Origin of the sequence: Streptomyces sp. NPDC051020, from assembly GCF_040683105.1 — a bacterium.
Taxonomy (GTDB): Bacteria; Actinomycetota; Actinomycetes; order Streptomycetales; family Streptomycetaceae; genus Streptomyces.
In genome coordinates this window covers 1-20,262 of the sequence record NZ_JBFBCG010000085.1, presented here as the reverse complement: position 1 = coordinate 20,262, position 20,262 = coordinate 1, and the positions used below count along the sequence as shown (strand labels likewise).

19 protein-coding genes and 1 pseudogene are annotated in these 20,262 nt (G+C 68.4%); 14 read left to right on the top strand and 6 right to left on the bottom strand.

Features of this window, described 5'->3' with window-relative positions:
* Positions 1-66: 66 nt before the first annotated feature.
* A complete protein-coding gene (locus AB0N06_RS31760; RefSeq protein ID WP_366138154.1) occupies positions 67-1,713 on the top strand; it encodes a DUF2637 domain-containing protein in 1,647 nt (548 codons plus the stop codon).
* 798 nt (positions 1,714-2,511) lie between these two features.
* On the opposite strand, the gene AB0N06_RS31755 is transcribed toward AB0N06_RS31760, so the two are convergent.
* Positions 2,512-2,937, bottom strand: coding sequence for a hypothetical protein (locus tag AB0N06_RS31755; protein ID WP_366138153.1), 426 nt, complete (start codon positions 2,935-2,937; stop codon positions 2,512-2,514).
* On the opposite strand from AB0N06_RS31755, the gene AB0N06_RS31750 reads away from it, so the two are divergent.
* A complete protein-coding gene (locus AB0N06_RS31750; protein WP_366138152.1) occupies positions 2,936-3,250 on the top strand; it encodes a hypothetical protein in 315 nt (104 codons plus the stop codon). The two genes, AB0N06_RS31755 and AB0N06_RS31750, sit on opposite strands and share 2 nt — an antisense overlap.
* A gap of 189 nt (positions 3,251-3,439) precedes the next feature.
* Here AB0N06_RS31750 and AB0N06_RS31745 read toward each other — a convergent pair whose 3' ends face one another.
* The gene (locus AB0N06_RS31745) at positions 3,440-4,228 is read right to left on the bottom strand and encodes a VOC family protein (protein ID WP_366138151.1); all 789 of its coding nucleotides are present in this window, start codon (positions 4,226-4,228) and stop codon (positions 3,440-3,442) included.
* Positions 4,229-4,397: 169 nt separating this feature from the next.
* Between AB0N06_RS31745 and AB0N06_RS31740 the strand changes: the two genes are divergently transcribed.
* The 10 genes and pseudogenes from AB0N06_RS31740 (at position 4,398) to AB0N06_RS31695 (ending at position 12,435) form a co-directional block, all read left to right on the top strand.
* Positions 4,398-4,616 carry a hypothetical protein gene (locus tag AB0N06_RS31740; protein ID WP_366138166.1) on the top strand — a complete coding sequence of 73 codons (219 nt, stop codon included), beginning with the start codon at positions 4,398-4,400 and terminating at the stop codon, positions 4,614-4,616.
* A gap of 97 nt (positions 4,617-4,713) precedes the next feature.
* The gene (locus AB0N06_RS31735; RefSeq protein ID WP_366138150.1) at positions 4,714-5,481 is read left to right on the top strand and encodes a hypothetical protein; all 768 of its coding nucleotides are present in this window, start codon (positions 4,714-4,716) and stop codon (positions 5,479-5,481) included.
* A 274-nt stretch (positions 5,482-5,755) separates the two neighbouring features.
* Complete coding sequence (locus AB0N06_RS31730; RefSeq protein ID WP_366138149.1) at positions 5,756-6,067, top strand: hypothetical protein; 312 nt, start codon at positions 5,756-5,758, stop codon at positions 6,065-6,067.
* A gap of 35 nt (positions 6,068-6,102) precedes the next feature.
* Positions 6,103-7,527, top strand: coding sequence for a serine hydrolase domain-containing protein (locus AB0N06_RS31725; protein WP_366138148.1), 1,425 nt, complete (start codon positions 6,103-6,105; stop codon positions 7,525-7,527).
* A 37-nt stretch (positions 7,528-7,564) separates the two neighbouring features.
* Entirely contained in the window at positions 7,565-8,284 is a 720-nt protein-coding gene (locus AB0N06_RS31720) for a MerR family transcriptional regulator (protein ID WP_366138147.1), read from the top strand.
* A 682-nt stretch (positions 8,285-8,966) separates the two neighbouring features.
* Positions 8,967-10,007, top strand: coding sequence for a bifunctional DNA primase/polymerase (locus tag AB0N06_RS31715; protein ID WP_366138165.1), 1,041 nt, complete (start codon positions 8,967-8,969; stop codon positions 10,005-10,007).
* A complete protein-coding gene (locus tag AB0N06_RS31710) occupies positions 10,004-11,530 on the top strand; it encodes a phage/plasmid primase, P4 family (protein WP_366138146.1) in 1,527 nt (508 codons plus the stop codon). The genes AB0N06_RS31715 and AB0N06_RS31710 overlap by 4 nt, the downstream gene beginning before the upstream one ends.
* Positions 11,527-11,928 carry a DUF6009 family protein gene (locus tag AB0N06_RS31705; protein ID WP_366138145.1) on the top strand — a complete coding sequence of 134 codons (402 nt, stop codon included), beginning with the start codon at positions 11,527-11,529 and terminating at the stop codon, positions 11,926-11,928. The genes AB0N06_RS31710 and AB0N06_RS31705 overlap by 4 nt, the downstream gene beginning before the upstream one ends.
* Before the next feature lie 204 nt (positions 11,929-12,132).
* A pseudogene (locus AB0N06_RS31700) lies at positions 12,133-12,288 on the top strand (FCD domain-containing protein); the annotation flags it as partial.
* The gene (locus AB0N06_RS31695; protein WP_366138164.1) at positions 12,280-12,435 is read left to right on the top strand and encodes an IS3 family transposase; all 156 of its coding nucleotides are present in this window, start codon (positions 12,280-12,282) and stop codon (positions 12,433-12,435) included. The pseudogene AB0N06_RS31700 and the gene AB0N06_RS31695, both read left to right, overlap by 9 nt.
* Positions 12,436-12,485: 50 nt before the next feature.
* Here the strand turns inward: AB0N06_RS31695 and AB0N06_RS31690 are convergent, their stop codons facing one another.
* Positions 12,486-13,103 carry a phosphodiester glycosidase family protein gene (locus AB0N06_RS31690; RefSeq protein WP_366138144.1) on the bottom strand — a complete coding sequence of 206 codons (618 nt, stop codon included), beginning with the start codon at positions 13,101-13,103 and terminating at the stop codon, positions 12,486-12,488.
* Between the two features lie 1,435 nt (positions 13,104-14,538).
* Here AB0N06_RS31690 and AB0N06_RS31685 point away from each other — a divergent pair.
* Positions 14,539-15,348, top strand: coding sequence for a hypothetical protein (locus AB0N06_RS31685; protein ID WP_366138143.1), 810 nt, complete (start codon positions 14,539-14,541; stop codon positions 15,346-15,348).
* 73 nt (positions 15,349-15,421) lie between these two features.
* Here the strand turns inward: AB0N06_RS31685 and AB0N06_RS31680 are convergent, their stop codons facing one another.
* Entirely contained in the window at positions 15,422-16,273 is an 852-nt protein-coding gene (locus tag AB0N06_RS31680; protein WP_366138163.1) for an SDR family oxidoreductase, read from the bottom strand.
* 433 nt (positions 16,274-16,706) lie between these two features.
* Positions 16,707-17,549, bottom strand: coding sequence for an alpha/beta fold hydrolase (locus AB0N06_RS31675; protein ID WP_366138142.1), 843 nt, complete (start codon positions 17,547-17,549; stop codon positions 16,707-16,709).
* 475 nt (positions 17,550-18,024) lie between these two features.
* On the opposite strand from AB0N06_RS31675, the gene AB0N06_RS31670 reads away from it, so the two are divergent.
* The gene (locus tag AB0N06_RS31670; RefSeq protein ID WP_366138141.1) at positions 18,025-19,464 is read left to right on the top strand and encodes an FG-GAP repeat protein; all 1,440 of its coding nucleotides are present in this window, start codon (positions 18,025-18,027) and stop codon (positions 19,462-19,464) included.
* Between the two features lie 110 nt (positions 19,465-19,574).
* On the opposite strand, the gene AB0N06_RS31665 is transcribed toward AB0N06_RS31670, so the two are convergent.
* The gene (locus AB0N06_RS31665; protein ID WP_366138140.1) at positions 19,575-20,090 is read right to left on the bottom strand and encodes a hypothetical protein; all 516 of its coding nucleotides are present in this window, start codon (positions 20,088-20,090) and stop codon (positions 19,575-19,577) included.
* Positions 20,091-20,262: the final 172 nt, after the last annotated feature.

Here is a 20,262-nt window from a genome sequence, read left to right as displayed (position 1 = left end):
ACACTCACCACCCCCCGCCCGGCACGTCGAAGAACGCAACAACACGCTCCTGAAGGAGGCCCGCGGGTGGCCGCGATTCAGCTGACACGCACGCACCGAATACTCATCGGGCTCGTGGTCGCCGGTGCGGCAGTCATCGCCGCGATCGGCTTCGCGGGCTCGTACGCCGCGGTGCGCGCGCTCGCAGAGGACAAGGGCTTCGGGAACTTCGCCCTGGTCTTCCCGATCGGCATCGACGCGGGCATCTGCGTACTGCTGGCGCTGGACCTGCTGCTGACCTGGATGCGGATCCCGTTCCCGCTGCTGCGCCAGACGGCCTGGCTGCTGACCGCCGCGACGATCGCCTTCAACGGCGCCGCGGCCTGGCCGGATCCGCTGGGTGTCGGCATGCACGCGGTGATCCCGGTGCTGTTCGTGGTCGCCGTCGAGGCCGCCCGGCACGCGGTCGGCCGGATCGCCGACCTCACGGCCGACAAGCACATGGAGGGTGTCCGCCTCACCCGCTGGCTGCTCTCCCCGGTCCCGACGTTCAAGCTGTGGCGCCGGATGAAGCTCTGGGAGCTGCGGTCGTACGAGCAGGTCATCAAGCTCGAACAGGACCGGCTGATCTACCAGGCGCGGCTCCAGGCCCGCTTCGGCCGCAACTGGCGCCGCAAGGCGCCCGTCGAGTCCCTGATGCCGCTGCGGCTCGCGAAGTTCGGTGTCCCACTGGCCGACACCGGCCCGGCCGGCCTGGCCGCAGCGGGCATCGAACCGGCCCTGCTGCCACCGGCCCCGGCCGCCGTCGAAACGGTCCACCCCCAGCCCGAGCTGGTGGGTGAGCACCAGCGTGCTCTGGAGCCTGGCGAGACTGGCACGGCTCGGGCAGTTCATGCGGAGCCGGCGTCCTCGCCTGAGCCAACTGATGCCGAGTCCTTCGTATTGGACGAGCCTGTTCTGCCTGACGTCGACTACATCGAGGCTGTCCAGGGATTCATCACTCAGTACGGCGCGCTGCCGAACGCCCGCCAGTTCGGGCTCTTCCTCGCCCAGTACGGTGTCGTCGATCCGGTAACCGGCAGCGTTCTCACGGAAGGACAGCTCAGGCCGATCCTGCAGGACTTCAGGATGCAGGCTCCGCAGCCGCCCATGTCGGCTGACGGGCAAGAGCGACCGGCCGATGATGTCGCGGTGTCGGCATCAGCCGTGGCCGAGGGAGCGGATGACCGAGGCACAGGGGCTGACGCATCGGCTGACCGCCGCTCCTTTTCCGAGGATGCCGTGACTGAGCCGGCTGCCGCCCCACAGCCGTACGGGGCCGATCCGGTGCCGGTCCCGACGGCCTCGGTGGCAGGAGACCGTGCGGCCGGCGGGGGAGTGCCGCAGCAGTCTCCCCGGGATACCCCGACGGCGGACATGGCTGGGGACGGCGCAACGGGTGAGCAGACTGTATGGGAGGCCACGGTCTCCGACACGGGAGAGGCCACCGCGCGACTGCCCGAGCAGCAGACCCAGAAGCCTGATCTGGACCCGGTGCAGCAGCAGATCGTGACGGTCGCGGGGTGGCTTGCTGAGGCCGAGGAGGCGGGCCAGAAGCTCTCCGGAGCGGAGGTCGCCCGACGTCTGGAGCTGTCCCCGAAGACCGGTCAGCGGCGGGTCAACGCAGCGGCCGACTACCTGAAGGAGCAGCGGCGACAGCAGGGCCGCGCGCATCTCCGGTCGGTCAGCCGCTGACCGAACCGCCCTGACGAGTGGCCGATGACCGGGATCGGTCATCGGCCACAGTCATGTCCGGGCCCTGTGGCGTGACCGATGACCGATACGGCCCGGATCGGTCATCGGTCATGACCAGCAGAGTGCTCATCGGTCACCTCGCCGGTGTGGCCGACGAGCCTCTCCGGGAAGGCACCGTTCGACCTCTTGGGGCAGGACTTGCCCACTGCCCATGCGAGTCGCCCGGGGTTGCATCGACCGGCCACCGAGGCTTGCCCAATCGGTCACAAGAGGCCTACCCGACACATGGGCAAGCCTCCCACCTGCTCCTTCAGGGAGTTGGGCAAGCCACTGGGCAAGCCGGCCTGAGGAGTGTTCACGGCACGACATCCGAAAGGAGAAGTGCCGTGCCGAACCTGCCGCCGACCGCCCCCACTGCCCGCGGCATCTTTGACCGCCTGGACGTGGAGTGGGATGTCCTGTGCGCGGACACCTCCGTCCAGGCCGCCGTGACCGACCGGCTCGTGACCGATCACCTGGCCGACGACGTCGCGGCCGTGACCGATTCCTGGGGGGTGCGGTCTCGGACCCGCCCAGCTGCTCGCCGCCCAGCAGCTGCACAACGGGGCCGTGACCGATGCGCTGACCGATGCCGTGCTCCGCACCCTGTTGCGCCGCGGGTGTGAGCGTGACCGATCGGCCACGCTCACACCCGCATCATCGTCCAGGACTTCTCGACGTGTGATGGTGAAGTCGGGTATTGGAACTGCCTCAATGCCCTGAGCTTGACCGCGATCACGGCATCGTTGGCCATGCGGGTCACTCGTTCCAGTCGAACGTGAACTGGCCGATGGTGCTGTCGCGGCTGACGTTGCAGGGACGGCGCGTCAGGGCGAACTTCTCTGCGACCCATCCGGCGATCGCCGGAGCGAGGGCTGCCTCTGCGTAGTCGACCTCGAAGATCTCCAGGGCCCGAACCGAGATCAGGATGTAAGGGCTGGTCTCGATGCGTTCGATGTCGCCGGATACTTTGCCCAAGCCGACCCGCAACCAGGCGACTTCGCGTTCGTTAAGTGCCAGGCGGTTCCCATAGACCGCGTTGGTGACTTCAGAAGCGTCCAGCCAGACCCGGCTGCTGACGGGGACGCCTATGGTCGGCGGGTTCGTCAGGCGGATAGCCTCAGCTTCGATCCCGAGAAACAGCCCGAAGCCGCCCTTCTGAACTTTGTAGCGATAGGTCTCCATGGCCTTCATTGTTTCGTGGGTCTGGCCGCCGGGTGGCGGACTCGATTTCATGGTTGTGACGGCTGGCTCTGCGGCTGATCTCGGCGGCGTAGGCGCCTCGGTCTCCGGCGGCGGCACGCTGCCATTTGACGGCGACAGTGATGTCGATGCCGAGGGTGCGGGCGAGGGCCGCGGCGGGCAGCTCGGTGGCGAGCTGGAACAGCGCGGTCGAGCGGGTCTCCGCGAGGCGGATGCCGAGTTTGCGGAGTCGTTCGCCCATGGCCCAGACACTGATCGGTCGGCCGGGCTGGCCGCCGGGGAAGAGCCAGGGTGACTCCGTCCGGGCGAGAACGGCACGGCTGCGGCGAGCCGCAACCTGCTGAAGGGCCAGTTCCGCGACGGGGCCGGGCAGGTCGACCGGGACGTCGCCGAGGTGGATGCGGACTGCTGCGTCTGACTCCTCGATGCCCGCGAATCCCCGCGCAGGGCATCGGCGGCACCTGCCGCTACACGTGACCGGTTGTCAGTCCCTGTCCCCCTTGATGACCGCGAGCTGGGCGCCCGCGGGATCCCGCATCATGGCCATACGGCCGATGCCGCGGGCGTCCATCGGCGGGATCAGCATCGTGGCCCCGTGGTCCGTGGCGGTGGCGAACACGGCGTCGCAGTCGGTCACTTCGAAGTACGGGTGCCACTCGGAGGTGGATCCCCGGTCGCGGTGCTCCTGGGGCAGCTGCAGGATCCCGGCATGGCCGGAGTGCTCCCCGCCGCCTGCCGGTGAGGCGACGGCGTAGTCCAGCCCCTCGCCCATCGGCATGTCCCTGGTCCGCCAGGAGAAGACCGAGCGGTAGAACTCCTTGGCGGCGGCCGCGTCGGTGGAGTAGAGCTCCGTCCAGCTCAGGGTGTTGGGGTCGTTGACGACCTCCATCCCGCGGGTGTCGCGGGGCTGCCAGACCCCGAACTCGGCCCCTGCCGGATCGGTGAAGCCGGCCAGCCGCCCGGCGGTGAAGACGTCGTACGGCCCGAAGCGGACTCGGCCGCCGGCCTGCTCGACGGCTTGCGCCGTCGCGTCCGCGTCGGTGGTGTGGAAGTACACCGTCCACGAGGGGCTCGCGCCCTCCTCGGTGAGCGGTCCCACCCCGGCGACGGCTCTGCCGCCGGACCGGAGGAAGCCGTAGCCGCCCGAGTCCGGACCGGCCGACTGAAACTCCCAGCCGAACACGGCGCCGTAGAAGGCGACGGCGGCGTCGGTGTCGGGCACTCCGAGGTCGATCCAGTTCGGGGCGCCGGGAACATAGTCGGTGCTGAGCACAGGGGTGTCCCTTCAGTCTGTTCTCTTCCGGATGTCACCTGCGTCCTCAGCATGGCAGGGGGCACTGACACCCGCCCTGAACTGCCCCGCACGCGTGTGTCGGCGGGCGCCGGATTCGCTGCCTGGGGGGACCGGGCCCGTACGGCCCACCCCGGGATGACCCGCGGACATGCGCCGTGCAGATGTCGTGCATGCACCTCGGACGCGCGGGACGGTACCGCCTGATCGCCGCGGCGCTGCTGCTCGCCGCCGCCCCGCCGCCTGGGACCTCGACCGCGACACGTACGACGGCACGCACCCGAACACCTCCGGCGAGCACAGGCTCCCATCCGCCTTCGCCGACGTGATGAACCAGGCGTGGGGCCTGGGCGGCCCGTACACCGGCTGAGGCCGAGCCGCACGGGTGACGTATCCTCACGCCACCTGCCAAGTCTGCGGCCGAGGAATTCACACGGCCGGGGCCAGCTCGACTCATTGGGGATTCATTGCGCGCAACACCCATAGGCGCCGTACTCACCGGCGCCCTGGTCCTTTCCGCCTCCGCTGTCACCGCTCCGGCCGCGTACGCCGCGGAGACCGGTGTGGTGATCCAGAAGGTGTCCGTGAACGGCGGCAAGCCCATCGTCCTCGGCACCTCCCAGACCGAGTCGTTCACCATCTCGGTGACGGCTTCGGACGACTCGGGGATCAGCAGCAAGCTCGCGTTCTTCCAGATCAAGCGCGAGGTCGGGGACAACTACTGGTCGTACCACGGCACCCCGACGTGCACCGCGAGCAGCGCCACCACCTCCACCTGCAAGCTCACCTTCAAGCTCGACTCGGGCTGGGGCGTGCCCCGCAACACCCTCGCGGGACCGTGGAAGGTGGTCATCCAGCTCCAGTCCAAGGACGGCGATCTCTACAACAACGGTGGAGACATCACCCACCCGGTCCTGCGCCGCGGCAAACTCAGCGTCGACGCCGGGCCCGAGCCGGTGACCAAGGGCAAGTCGCTCAAGGTCACGGGCAAGCTGACCCGCGCCAACTGGGACAAGCGCACCTACGCGGGCTACACCAACCAGCACGTGAAGCTGCAGTTCCGCAAGGCGGGCACCAGCACCTACACGACCGTCAAAACGGTCAACACCAGCTCGACGGGCACCCTGTCGACGACGGTCACGGCCTCGGCCGACGGCTACTGGCGCTGGTCCTTCGCGGGCACCTCCACCACGTCGGCGGTCAACGCCACAGGCGACTACGTCGACGTGCGCTGACAAAACGGCACCGGCCGGTCCGCTCGGCCCGCCCCGGACCGGCCGGTCCGGGGCGGGCCGAGCTGCGTCCAGGGGTGTAGCTCAGATACGCGTCGAAGGGGCAATGGGTTGATCTTGAAGGCTTGAGCGCTGAGCGTTCGGCCCGTCACCCGTTCGGCAAGTGTCGTTGCGTACGACCGGGCGGAGGCCCTGCGGGTCGCCGAGCAGGCGATCCGTAAGGAGGCCACAGCGAAGAACCGGCCGGCGGACCTGATCGACATCGCTGGCGAAGGTCGTGGAGGCCGGGCTGGAACTGCCCGGATTCTCCACTTTCGACAAGACGGCCTCGAAGATCCGCACCGAGGTGAACGCCTCGATCTGCACGGGTGTCCATGACCGCATGAGCCCGCTTCAGCGGGCGGAGCTGCTGCGGCTGCTGGAGGAGCGCGACAGCGACGGCGGCATCGCCGCTCGGAAGATCACCGACTTCGCCGGGGAGGCGGACGCGGCCGAGGCCCCGGCACTGCGGGGCTACACGCCGGTCAAACGCGGCCGTCGCATGGCGGTCAGGAGCGCTCGCACGTCTTCCTCGTTCCGGGAGGCTTGACCTTGCCCTAGGGGCAGGGTTCGACGATAGTCCGCATGGACAACAACGCACTGAGCACCGTCGAAGCCCAGATCCGCGAGCAGGCCGCCGCCTACTGCGAGTCCAACAACGTCCCCGGGTTCGTCGCCGGTGTCTACCACGCCGGCGAGCAGGTCGTCGTCGCCCACGGCACCGCGAACGCTGCCACCGACGCGCCGATGCTCGAGGACACCGGATTCCTCTTCGGCTCGGTCACCAAGGTCCTGACCACCACGCTGGTCCTCCAGCAGGTCGAGCGCGGGGTCCTGGACCTCGACGCGCCGGCGGTGAGGTACCTGCCTGAATTGGCCCTGACCGCGCCGGGCGCGGCGGACAAGATCCTGGTCCGGCACCTGGTTTCGCACACCAACGGCATCGACGCGGACCTGTTCCTCCCCGACGCCAAGGGCCGCGACGCCCTGAAGACCTACGTCGAGGGCCTCGCGGGCATTTGCGGCGCCCTGTTCGAGCCCGGCGAGCAGCTCAGCTACTCCAACGGTGGCATGATCGTGGCGGGCCGCCTGCTGGAGGTGGTGACCGGCCTGCCCTTCCCCGAGTTGCTCAAGCGCGAGGTCTACACGCCGGTCGGCATGACGGACTCCAGCACCTCGGCCGAGGAGGCCATCCTGCGCAGCACAGCGGTCGGCCACTTCCTGGACCCTGAGACCATGGCGGCCAGGCCCACCAGCATGTTCACGCTTCCCGAGACCTGGGGTCCGGCCGGCGGCACGCCGATCGGCACCGTCGCCGACCTGCTCGCCTTCGGGCGCATCCACCTCGCCGGCGGCCTCGCCCCGTCTGGCGCGCGGGTCCTGTCGGCCGAGTCGACCGCGCTGATGCAGCAGGTGGCGTTCGACATGGGCACCCCGAACACCCCGCCGGTCGGCCTGGGCTGGGTGCGGTACCCGTTCGGCGACACGACCGTCCTGGCCATGTCGGGCGCCTCGCCGGGCGGGGTGTCCATCCTGTGCGTCCTTCCCGAGCATGACCTGGTCTTCACCGCGTTCGGCAACAACCCGGGGGCGATCATGCTGCAGGATCAGATCCTGCGATGGCTGCTCGGCAAGTACCTCGGCGTTCAGGTCCCCGCGCTGATCACCGAGCTGGCGGAGGACGTCGATCTCACCCCGTACGTGGGCACGTACCGCTCCAACCAGCTCCGCGTCACCGTCAGCGTCGTCGACGGTCAGCTCGAGGAGCGGACGATGTACGAGCCGGCGGACGCCTCGCAGGAGCGGATCTTCACGGAGTTCGCCGGCGGGACGACCTCCGCCCCGCCGCGGCGCCTCGTGCCGATCCGGCCCGGCCTGTTCGCGCCGGCCGGGTACCCGCTGGAGACGTTCGACGGGTACCTGCGCCTGCTGCTGGTGTCCTATCACGACGTCCGCGACGGGCAGGCGCGCTTCCGCAACGGCGGCGGCCGGCTGACTCGCCGGGCCTGACCACGCCGGATGACCGCCAAGTGAGAGGATGCCCAGCATGCTCACGATCGGCCAGCTCGCGGACTACGCCGGGGTGACCACCAAGGCTATCCGCCACTACCACGAGCGCGGCCTACTTGCCGAGCCCGACCGCGACTCGTCCGGCTACCGGCGCTACGACGCCCAACACGCCCTCACCCTGGTCAAGATCAGGACGCTGGCCAACGCGGGCGTGCCGCTGGCCCGCGTCAAGGACCTCCTGGACGCCGACCCGGACACGCTCACCGCGGCCATCGCCGAGATCGACCACGACATCCAGGACCGCATCGCGCAGCTGCGGAGAGCCCGTGCGCAGCTCGCCCAGCTGCGTGGCGGCGACCGGCTGTTCGTCTCCCCAGACGTCGTCGACTATCTCAACGAGCTGCGCGAGCTCGGGATCAGCGAGCGCCAGGTGCGCCTGGAACGCGACGGCTGGATCCTCATGCACACCGCCTCACCCAAGGACGTCAACCAGTGGTTCGCGAAGATACGCGAGCTGATCACCGACCCTGAGTTCCGCGCCCTCTACCTTGAGACTGACGCCGCCTACGACTGGTCGCCGGACGACCCCCGCCTGCCCGCACTCGCGGAGCGCACCCGGACGTGGCTCGCCAACCACCACAGCCCGTCCGAGGCCGAGCCCGTCGACAACCCGAGGATCGCCCGGCTGGCCGCGCAGTCCCAGGCCGGGGCCTCATCCCCGGCCTGGGACCGTCTCGCCCGACTCATGAGGGGCTAGCTCCGGCCGCACCGTACCCGGCCGAAACTTCCCCAGTACTACGGAGACCCCTGTTGTCTCCGTGCGTGCCTTGCATCCTGAACTCACGTCACCCGTCGTCCAGGCCGGAAGAAGCGACCGAAGCGACTGGAGGCCGGAGATGTCCGGCGCCGGAGGCAGGCGCCCTGGACGCTTGAGTCGCTGGCTGACTGGCTGGAATCTGGGCAGCGACTCAAGCCGGGTAGCTGTGCGCAGCTTCGGTAGCTGCTTCGGTAGCTGACATAACCGCAGCTCAGGCGGCATGTGTAACGGAATCAGCGACCGAAGCGACTCACCGGTCGGGTATATGAGCCCGATCCTGTGCGCGCGTGTGCGTCATATATAGAAGACTTCAGTCGCTTCAGTCGCTATTTTTTGCTCTGGATGCCTCTGACCTGCGGTAATGGTATGACGGGACGGTAGCGACTGAACCTCTCTGGGACGCTGCCCCCGCTAGTCGGTCGCTGATGTACCAGCCACCGACCCGACACGAACGAGTGTGGATTCCGGGGGGTGTACACCTCCCGCCGGGCACTTCGCTAATGTGTGTTCATTGTTGAGTCGCTTCGGTCGCTGATAGGGGAACCACATGCCTGTTGAGCTGCGATTTTCTCGCAGCGACTCATGGCAGTCAGCCCCTGAACGTTCAGTCGCTGACTCCTTGATGTTGGCTACAGCCCGGTGGTGTGCCAGTCAGGGGTGGCCGGTCCACCCGCTGGCACCCCGACGCAAGACTCCTGCTGCAAACTGCTCCTCCTGCCGGCAGCCCGGCCACTCCCGCGAGGGCTGTGACTGTCGAGCAGCTGGTCGCTGGTGCCACGGATTTCACGCGGCCACCCTCGATGCGGCCAGGATCGACCAGTGGTGGAGCGAGAACCCCGCCTTCGGTGTTGGTATCGCCTGCGGCCCCGCAGGACTGGTTGTGATCGATGTCGACGCTCACCAGCAGCCGCTCCCGGCTCGCGACCAGATCTTGCCCGGCTTTGAGATCCCGGACCACACCGATCTCCGCGGGCTGACCAACGGCTACCACACCCTGGCCGTCCTGGCCGCCCTGCGTGGCGTTGCCAATCCCGTCGACGACGAGACCACGCTGCGCGTGCGGACACCGTCGGGAGGGCTCCACATCTGGTACCGCGCCACCGACGGGCGCCGCTGGCAGTGCTCAACCGGATCCGGCGGCGGCCGGGCACTGGCCTGGCAGGTAGACGTCCGAGCCCACGGCGGCTACATCATCGCGCCGGGAACTACCACCAACGCTGGTACCTACACAGCTCTAGGGAAAGCCCGCCGGCCCTCACCGCTGCCCAAGTGGCTCGCCCAAGAGCTTGACCGCACAGGACACCTGCCGGCACCGAGCGTCCCCGCGCCGAGACCGGTTCCGCCGCGCGCCCGTCAGGCCGTCATCGCCGCCGGCGGAGGCCGCGACCGCGCCAGCCGCACTCTCGCGACTGTCCTCGCCGAGGTAGCCGCCTGTTCCGCCGTAGCCGAAGGCGCAGGTTTCTCTGACAAACTCAACCGGGCTGCATTCACCACGGGCGGGCTTGTGGCAGCAGGCCACCTGACCGAGCATGCCGCTGCACAGGTACTGCAGGAGGTTGCCGATTCGACCCGCCCTGGCCAGAGGCGCCGAACCGAGCAGATCATCCGCAGCGGCATGCATGCCGGTATGCAGCACCCCTTGAACCCGGGGAGCCGCTCGTGACGCACTCCGCCGACAACCACGGCTTCCTTTTCGACTTTGATGCACAGGCCGTCGCCGCCCAAATTCTGGCCCAGGCCGCAACACCGCTCCCCGCCCAGGCAGGAGTGGACCGTTTCCCCAACCTGCAGGCCAGTGCGGCAACAGCCGCTGGTCTGCTACCAGACACCCTGTCCGACCGTGGCAACGCCAAACTCTTCGTCAAGCTGTACGCCAACGACTACCGACATGTCCCCGGCCTGGGCTGGTTCCGGTGGGACGCGACCCGCTGGCTCATGGATGAGGACGACGCCGTCGTCTGGGCTGCCGGTGATCTCGCAGAGAATCTGGCCACCACCGACCCGCGCGGCATCTTCACTCCAGCCTCACTGCAGCAGCACCGACGCCGGGCACTGAGCACGTCGGGAATGAACGCGATGCTTACACAGGCCAAGTCCGCACCGGGCATGGTCCTCAACGCGTCACTCCTGGACGCCGACCCCTACGTCCTGTGCACGCCCGCAGGTGTGGTCGACCTGCGCACCGGCCTGCTCAGAACGCCTGATCCCAACAAGGACTTCCACTCCCGCTCCACCTCGACCGGACCGACACAGAGCCCCACGCCACGATGGGACCGCTTCCTTGCCGACACGTTCGGCAACGATGCGGAAGGTGCGGAAATGGTCGGCTTCCTGCACCTGCTCCTCGGCTACTCGATCACCGGCGACGTCGGCGGACAGGTCATGCCGTTCCTGTTCGGCTCCGGCAAGAACGGGAAGTCCGTCCTCCTCGATGTGCTGATGAAATTGCTCGGCGACTACGCCGACGCTGCCCCGCCAGGCTTCCTCATGGCTCGCCCATACGAGGGCCATCCGACAGACCTCGCGGAACTGCACGGCCGCCGTGTCATCGTGTGCTCCGAAGTCAAGCCCGGAGACAAGTTCGATGAGGCGCGTGTCAAGCTTCTGACCGGCGGAGACAGGATCAAAGCCCGGCGGATGCGGCAAGACTTCTTCTCCTTCGCCCCCACCCACAAGCTCTGGCTGCTGGGTAACCACCGCCCGGAAGTCGGCACCGGGGGCTTCGCATTCTGGCGCCGAATGAGGATGATCCCCTTCGAACGCGTCGTCTCCGACGACCGCAAGATCGACAATCTCGCCGACATCCTGGTCGCCGAGGAAGGACCAGGCATCCTCAATTGGCTCATCGACGGCGCCCGCCGCTACCTCGCCGGCGACAAAGACCTCAGCGGCCCGCAGCGCGTACGGATCGCCACCACGGCCTACGCGGAGACCGAGGATCACACTGGCCGGTTCTTCGAAGAATGTTGTGCCCTCAACCCCGAGCACCGGGCCGAACAGGCACGGCTCTACGCCGTCTACAAGGACTGGTGTCAAAATGAAGGTGCACCTGCCATATCGTCCCGGGCCTTTGCGACCCGAGCACGTGAACTGGTCGGACTCGCTTCGCCGAAGGAAATGAAAGTGTCCAACCAGCGCAAGTACTACCCGGGCATCGGGCTGCTCGCCGACGAGGAGACGACGTGAGTTCTCTCATCACAGAGGACGAGATCTGCCACGAGACCGAACTGGTCTGGCTCGAAGACACTACCGATCTCGACTACGTACGCCAGAGCCTGGACCGGCTACCCACCCGCAGAGCCAAGCCTGCATACCACCGCGACGGGCGCATGGTCGGCTACGCACTCCTCGGCCCCAAGGCAAAGGCGTCCCGCTCCTCGGGCACCTTCCGCCGACGGGTCTTCTGGCTCCTCCCGCATGACCGAGACAGCGACGCTGAGGGCGTCTACGCCACCGGCGCGCCGGCAGAGGCCATCGACCCCCGCACGCTGGCCCCGACAAGCAAGGGCCGCAAAACCGAACGCTCCGAAGGCGGTCCCCCTTCCTCCGCCATGCGTGAGCTCGGTATAACGCTGCCTCTGTGACGCAGAACGCTTGGCCTCTGGACGATTCTGTCGCCGGCCTGGCGACGGTGTTTCAAGCTGGTCCAGTCCGGCCAGGGCCCGCTGGTGGGCCGTCATCGGCCCCGACCTGGTCCCACTGGTCCGTTCTGGTGCCCGCTTCGAACGCGGTCAGCTCGGCAAACGCCCGAGGCGGTCGTGGCATGCGTTCCCGCTCAGGACCAAGAGATCGTCCACGCTCGGCTGCTTCTCCGAGGCGACGGGAAGCTGCATGCCTCCGCCGAGGAGCACCTCGAAATCTTCGACGCGCTGCCTTCCCGTGACGAGAAGGCCGTCCGCGCGGTCATGACCCGCCACACCGGGCACACCCGCGGCTTGTGGGCCGAAGAGCGGCCGCCACGGAACCGACTCAAGCTGTCCACCGCGCTCGTCGAGTACCTGGAGATCTTCCGTAACCGACAACGCAGGCACTCGGCACTGGGCATGCTCAGCCCGGTCGAGTACGAACCCCGCACACCCTCGGTAGCGTGAATCCAAGTAACGCGACTCCACGGAACTCGGGGCGCTCCGGAGTCCCTCTTTCACGGCTTTTTGATGACGACGACGGCGTTGCTCACTGCGCGCTCGCGCAGCGTGCCGCCCCAGTCGTCCACGGGCCGGTTGTAGAGCGTGTCGTTGGCGATGAGCGTGGTGTCTCCGCCGCTGCCCAGGCCTACGGCGTCCGTCGCGCCCAGCCACTGCATCACTCGGGCTGCCTCGGGCAGGGTCGTTCCCACGCTGAGAGCGGGGTCGCGGCCGTCGATGGTGACGAGCAGCAGTTCGCCGGATGCGGTCACTCCGGCGAGGGTACGGGCGTGGCGCTGCAGCAGGGTGTTGTTCGAGCGGCACTTCTCGCCCGGGCCAAGGTCGGCCGGGACGCAAGAGTACTGGGACATGCCGTTGGCGGCCGGGTTGAGCCACACCTCGCCGGCCCGGACCAGTGCCGGGGTGCCACCCGCAACTGCGGACAGCGTGGGGGTGGTCACCGGCTTCCCGTCTCGGCCGAGCACCTTCGTACCGGGCTTGTACGCCTTGCCGACCTCGGAGTGGGCGCGCAGCCAGTCGGCGCCGGCACCGATGCCCTGCAGGACCCGGCCGCCGGCCGGGATCGGACCGCCCGCCGGGCTGCGGAGCTCCTTGACGACCCAGTTGCCGTCCATGACGACATCGACGGTGTGCGCGGCAAATTCCTGGTCGTTCGCGTACCACTGGGCCTGCCACCCTGTCGTGACGTCGGTCCACGGCTGGTCCCAGCGCTTCGGGTGGGTGTGGTGGCGCCCCACTCCGGGCGGAAGACCACGATCTCGTTCGGGTCGAGGCAGAGGGTGTTGCGCCACGGCTGGAGCGTCTTGACCCGGTCGGTGGAGCGGTAGTCGTCGCCGACGCCGCCGCAGCCGAGGACCTGGCCGGCCGGCCGGTTGATGCCGTCGACCACGCGCACACTTCCGTCGGGCGCCGCCACCTGCGTCCGGGAGGTGACCTCGTCGATGGCGGCTCGACTGCCAAGTCCCTCCAGAAGCAGGGAGGTGCGTCCATTATTTGGGGCGCCGAGCAGCGTGTTGCCCTGCATGTACAGGCCCTGTGGCACGCCCTCGAAGCCGGCGAAGGACGGGTTGTTGGGGCCGCTGATATCGAACTCGGAGCCGTTGACCGCGACCAGCGCGCCGCTGTCCTTGGCCAGCTGCCGCACCGTCTCGGAGTTCTGGACGTCCGTCCCGTGCACGGCCTTCAGCGCGACCTGGGCTGATGGGGCGACGTTGATGACCCTGACCTGCCACGGGCCCTTGCTCTCGCCGCCGTCCTCGGCGGTGAAGAAGACCCGGCTCTTGCCGAAGCCCGCCGCGGTCAGAGCGTTCTGCAACTGGACGGCGTCAGCCCGCCGGTCGGCCGCGAACCGGCCGGCCCGGACCCCGTAGCCCACGATCCGGCTGTCGGTGTCGGCGCTCTCCTGCACGCGGAAGATGTCGACGTGGGCTTCGAACCCGGCCGCGGTCACCGCCGCCGCGAGTGCGTCGGCGTCCGGCCGGGTCCCGAAGGTTTCAATGCCCTTCTCGGGGTGGCGGACCCAGACTGCCCAGGAGTCCGAGGCCTCGCCCTGCCAGTACTTGCGGTAGGTGACGCCGGGCGCGAACTCCTCGGCGGGCCGGGTCTGGGTGGGCACATCCTCGGGCCCGAGCGGCATCCGCCCCACAGGCTCGGCGCCGACTGCCGCGGCGGCTTCGGCCTGCGGCAGCTGGCCGGGCGCGACAACACCCGACAGAAAGACGGCGCTCAGCGCCAGGGCCGTGGGTGTGGCTATGGATCCGGTGAATCGGGGGGTCGCGCGGCGCGGCACTCAGGTCTCCGTTCGGGTGGGCCCGGGCTGACGGGCGCCCTACCCTAACCTCGCACGTTTCGGTTGGGGTGATGAGGCGTCACGGGACGCGGCGAAGGCCGGCGCCCCGCACGCCCTGGCGGTAACGGACACGATCGACGCCTTCCGCCAGTTCCCACCGCTGGTGACGAAACCGGTAGCCCGCCGCACCGCGGTACCGGCACTGCCCGCGCAGGGGAGGGAGCTGCCGGTCCGCCCGAGAGACGGCCTAGAGTGGCGAAATGTCACTGCCTGCCGACCGGACCGCCCTGGACCTGCTCGATGCGCACCTGGAGGCGCTCTGGGACGGAACGTACCTCCCGCTCCCGCAGGGGCCGGCCTGCCCTGCAGCGGAAGGAGGGGGCGAGCTCGCCCACTGGGCCCTCGACCAGCTCCGGCGCATCCCCTGCGAGCCGAAGGCCACCTTTGCCCGCCAAGTCGGCGGTCTGCTGGCGGAGTTCCGCAGTCGTCGCTGTCCCTGGAACGCGGCGGCGCTGCGGCTGCTCGACGACACGTACACCTTCGCTGCTACCGGCCCCCGGCGGCACGAGGACTGGGCGCACGACGTCCACGCCGTGCTGCACCGGTCGGTCCCTGACCCCCGGGGCTGGGTCCGGCTGGACTGGGACCGCACCAACGCCGCCCGCCACATGGTGCCCGCGTACCCCTTCGATCCCCCGGACGCATCAGAGTTCCCCGACCGCCTGTACCCCCTGGAGGCGGAGGCGGCGGTCACCGCGCTCGCCATCATGGCCGAGGAATGGCAGTCGGAGCCTGCCCCAGTCCGCTCCCGCCCGGACCGGGACATCGTGCTGGCGGATGCCCGAATCCTGCTCGACCGGTACGGGCCCACGGCGCGCTACTGGACCAACGCGACGGCCGCCGCCTCTGACCCTGCCCAGGACTTCCTCGCAGCAGGCCTCCAGGGCACGGAATCCCATGGCTTCCTCACCTCCGAGTACCTCAACGGCCTCGACTTCTTCGAGGACCTGGGCCTGATCGCGGTAACTGACGACGAGGTGGGCGTCTTCTGGTCGTTCGGGGCGTACTGACGACGTTCCGAGTAGGCCACCCGGCGACCGTCCACCACCGCCTTGGCGACCCCAGCGGTCACCCGGAACGGGATCAGCTTGCAACGGGAGTCTCAGGCTGCATCTCGTGGGAGTGCTGAATGGCCTGATGCCGGGTCCCGAGGCCATCCGTGACCTTGCGCTCCCAGGGAACCTGCTGGAGGTGCTTGGTCTCTTCGAGCATCGACGCGGGCTCCAGATTGCGGAAACGGTCGACCTCCCCGGCAGCGACGGCGGTCAACGTCGCATAGACCGCTTCAGGATCGAACTGGGCTCGGGGGAAGGCGAGCTTGGAGTAGTCAAAGAGCCGCTGCGAGGGGTCGTCCTCCCAGCTCTCCCAGGTCTGGAACATGCGATCGTTGAAGCCGGTCAAGAACGGCCCCGGGTTGACCGTGGCGACCTCGACGTTGTACTCCTGCAGCTCGTAGGCCATGGTTTCGGCGATCGCCTCGACCGCATGCTTGGAAGCGGAGTAGATACCGGTGAAAGGGTTGACGTTCAGGCCCTCTCGAGATGACACCCATACGATTCTGCCGGCGCCGCGCTTGACCATCTGCTTGGCGATCCCCTGAGTGAGGAGCAGCGGTCCGGTGACGTTGACTTCGAACTGGTGCCGGATGTTCGATGCGGGAATGTCGACGGTTGAGCCACCTTCGCCGACTCCTGCGTTGTTCACCAGGATCTCCACACCCCAGTTGAGAGCCTTGCGGCGATCACCGTCGTTGGTGACATCAAGTTTCTCGACCTGCAGGCTCACCCCTCGCTCGGCCGCTTGCCGCTTCAGCGTCTGGACCTGGGCGTAGATCTCCACCGTGGCGATCACGTCGAAGCCCTTTTCCGCCAAACGCATCGCAGCCTCGTACCCGAAGCCGGTTGCAGCTCCCGTGATGAGCACCTTCTTCAGCACACGATTCGCCATGTTGATCTTCCTTTCGGCTCCTTCTACGCAACCGCCGAACCCGGAGCGTCGAATTCAGACTGCGCCCCGATCTCGATGCCACAGTGCTACACACCCCGCCGACCCGCGACCCGACCACGGCCCGGCCGGACTCGAACTCTTGCATCGCACGCCTCGTGCGGCGCACCCTTCAGAGGTTCCGGGCAAGCGGGGAGCCGGGCCCGCAATCGCAGCGGGAACCCGGCCTCGGCGATCGCGATAGTCAACGGCTGACGCGGGCCACCCGTCCCATAAGTCCCACGACAGGCGTGGCAAAAGTCGTTGGTGTACCAGTCATGCGCCCGCCGGCGCAACGGCGGCAGTTCCGTGAGGGCATCGTCGGCGGGGGTCTCCGGTGTGTGCCGGAGGCCCCCGCCGTGTGCTCGGGGTGCTGCCCGTTCGCCTACTGGTGACCGGAGTCGTGGGCCGCGCTCACGATGAGATCCGTGACCGCTTGGGGGTGGGAGACCAGGGACACGTGCGAGGAGTCGATCTCCACCGTCTTGCGCGCGTGTGCGCGCTTGGCCTCGTACCGCTCGAGGCTCGGGTTTATGGCCCGGTCCTGCCTGCCGATGAGTACGTAGACCGGCTTGTCCCGCCAGGCCGCTTGGGTGAGTTTGTCGGTGAACGCCGATTGTGCGATCGGGCGCTGCGTCGATGCCATGACGGACGCCTGCTGCTGCGAGAGGTCCTGGGCGAAGGTCGCGTGGAGCTTGGCGGGCTGGATGTACACGTCGGTGCCCGTGGTGCCGTCGCCGTTGCGGAACGGCACCTGCTTGAACGCCTTGGTGATCGGGGCTGCCGGGAACTTGCCCGAGAGGCTGGCGAACGACTCCCCCTTGTCCGGCATGATCGCGTTGACGTACACCAGTGCCTTGATGTTGTCGACACCGGCGGCCGCCTGCGAGATCACCCCGCCGGCGTAGGAGTGTCCGACGAGGACGATCGGCCCCGTGATGGTCTTCAGCAGGCTGTTCAGGTATGTCGAGTCCTGGGGTATGCCGCGCAGCGTGTTGGGCGGGGCGATGACCTGATAGCCGTCCCGCTGCAGGCGCTGCACCACTGCGTTCCAACTGGACCCGTCGGCGAATGCCCCGTGCACGAGCACCACGGTCGGCTTCTGGCCCCCCGGGGCCCTGCCGAGATCATCTGAGGCATGAGCCGGTACCACGGTCAGGGCGGAGAGCACCGCCACTCCGAGGGCCAGTTTGGCCTTGCCTGATTTCAAGATCCCAGAGACGGTCATGTGCTTTCACTTCCTCGGCATACAAGGTGACCTCGGCCCATTTCGGCGACCGAGAACAGCGAGGATCGTGTGGAAGACGTCGGCCATGGCCGACGCGATTGCCGTATCCGGTCGGCGACGCGAACCCGGACTGGGGCCTCCGGCGCGGAAAGCGGAGAGCCGACGTGAGGCGCTAGATCAGGTTAGCCCCGAATCGACGACGGTCAAGCCGAGCGGTTGTCCGGGGATCGGTAATGAGACCACTTCTCAGGCTCGCGCCCGCGTCAGTGCGGGAGTACCGGCCGGTCGATGTGGCGGTTGTCGACTTCCACCCTGATGCCGGCAGCCCGCAGGTACGCGGCGGCGCTGCGGCTGGGCTTGCTGCCGGGGCGTTGTCAGTGGTGGCGGGCACGATAGGGCGGTCATGACAACCACGTTGACTGGAGCAATTTTGCGTGTACGTACCCTGACCCTTGCCGTAGCAGTATCCGCGGGCTTGTCCTTAACCTTTGTCCCCACAGCGAGCGCGGCCACCGCCACGGCCGATGACTTCAACGGTGACGGTGTCGCCGACCTCGTCGTGGCCACCCCTCAAGCTGATGTCGACGGGAGCTTCAGAGCCGGCTCGGTCACCGTGCTCTACGGTTCCGCTGACGGTGTGTCGCCCGCCCGCTCGGTGACGCTCACCCAGAACTCTGCCGGGGTTCCGAGCACTGCTGAAATCAACGACATCTTCGGCAGTGCCTATGCCACCGGCGACCTCGACGCCGACGGCTACACCGACCTCGTCGTCGGCTCTCCTGGCGAGAAGGTGGACTACAACAGTGGTGACTACGGCAGCCTCACTGTCCTGTGGGGCGGTGCGGACGGCCTGGTGAACGGTGGCATCGCGATGGACAGCCCGCTCGCCGACAGCGTCTGGGAAGACGAGAAGGACTTCGGCAGGAAGCTCGCTGTCGGCGACTTCGACGGTGACGGCACGATGCAGCTGGCCGCGCTCAGCCGCAACAAGTTGTGGGTGTATGACGACCTCGCGGGCCGCACGGCGCCGGCTGCGAAGTATTCCCACTACTTCTGGGGCTTCGTCGAGCCCCGCACCCTGACCGCGGGCGACTTCACCGGAGCCGGGCGTGCCCAGCTGGCCGTCACCGGCCCCGCGAGCTGTGACGGCATCACGGACTGCCAGCACACTGCCGTCTACACCTGGGGTCCCGACCGGCTCGACCATCTCTCCATTGCGGACCCGGGTGCCGGCGCTTCCGGCGAGAACGAGGCCCCCACCGCCGCGGCCGCCGCCGGGGACATCGACCACGACGGCTACACCGACCTCGTCACCGGCCACACCCCCGCCTCAGCCGCCACCGCGGGCGAGTACTCGGACGCCGCGGGCTTCATCCACATCCGCTACGGCAGCGCAGATGGCCTCGGCGCCCACCGTACTGCCACGCTCGACCAGGACACTGTCGGCGTCCCGGGTGCGAACGAGCCGGGCGACAACTTCGGTGCCTCGCTCGCGGTCGGCGACGTCACGGGCGACGGCTCCGCAGATGTCGCGGTCGGCGTGCCGGGCGAGACGGTCGACGGTGTGACGCAGACCGGCCGGGCGGTCCTGCTCAAGGGCACAGCCACCGGCCTGACCGGCACCGGTGCCCAGGCGTTCCACCAGGCCACCACCGGTGTGCCCGGCGCAGCGGAGGCGGACGACTGGTTCGGCTCCGCCGTACGCATCGCCGACCTCGACGGCAACGGCGCGGCGGACGTCGCGATCGCAGCGAAGGGCGAGGACGTCTTCTCCGGGTCGACCCGCGACGGCGGCGACCTTGTGCTGCGCGGTTCGGCGACCGGACTGACGACGAGAGGCGCGACGTCGTTCAGCGAGAAGGCCTTCGGCTTCACCTACCCCAACGCCGAGTTCGGCTCGGTCTTGGGCAGCTGATCCTCAGTCCATCACCTACCCCCATCCCACCTGGCCGTGACCGCCACCATGGCGGTCACGGCCAGGGCCTTGAGGACGATCTCGGCCGCCAGGCCTTCGTCGCAAGGCCACTACGCGGCAGCAGCGGCCGTGCCTGCCGCGGGCAGCGTGACCCGGCCCGGCCTCTCCTCGACCAGCCAGCCTCGCTCCACCAGCCGCTTCAGCTTCCCCCGAGCGCCCTCTACCCGGGACGGAGCCGAACTGTCCCAGCCCAGTGCCACCGCTGTCCGCCGCGCGGTCAAACTGTCACCACCCGCCTCCTCGAAGACGGCCATGATGTGCCGGTAGTCCGCGCCGAGGACCTCCATCGACACCCCGTCCTCCTTGCGGGCCACCGTCCTGCGCGGCCCAGTCGCTGACGCCGACTCCTCCACCACAGTCTCGGCCGCGGCCAGCCCAGGCCCCCCCGCCGCGGTGGGAGCATCACGCTCGGCCAGCGACTCGAGATACTGCTCCAGGCCGATCACCCGGTGGTTCAGCACCTCTTCCGCCTCCGCAAGAGCTGCCCGCACACGCTCGAACTCGGCCCGCAACTCCTCCACCCGCACCAGCGCGGCCTTCTCACGGCACTCAAGCACTGCCCGCATCGACGGCATCCGCCACCTCCACGTCACCTGCGACGAACAAGACTGTCAAAGCCTGCCTCGACAACGCGGACATCACGCCTGACCGGAAAACTCAACGGTCAGACGGGTACGGCGAGATAGCCCTTCGGCGGTGACGGTCGGAGGGCTCTCGTGGTGCGGTGCGGGCGAGGTC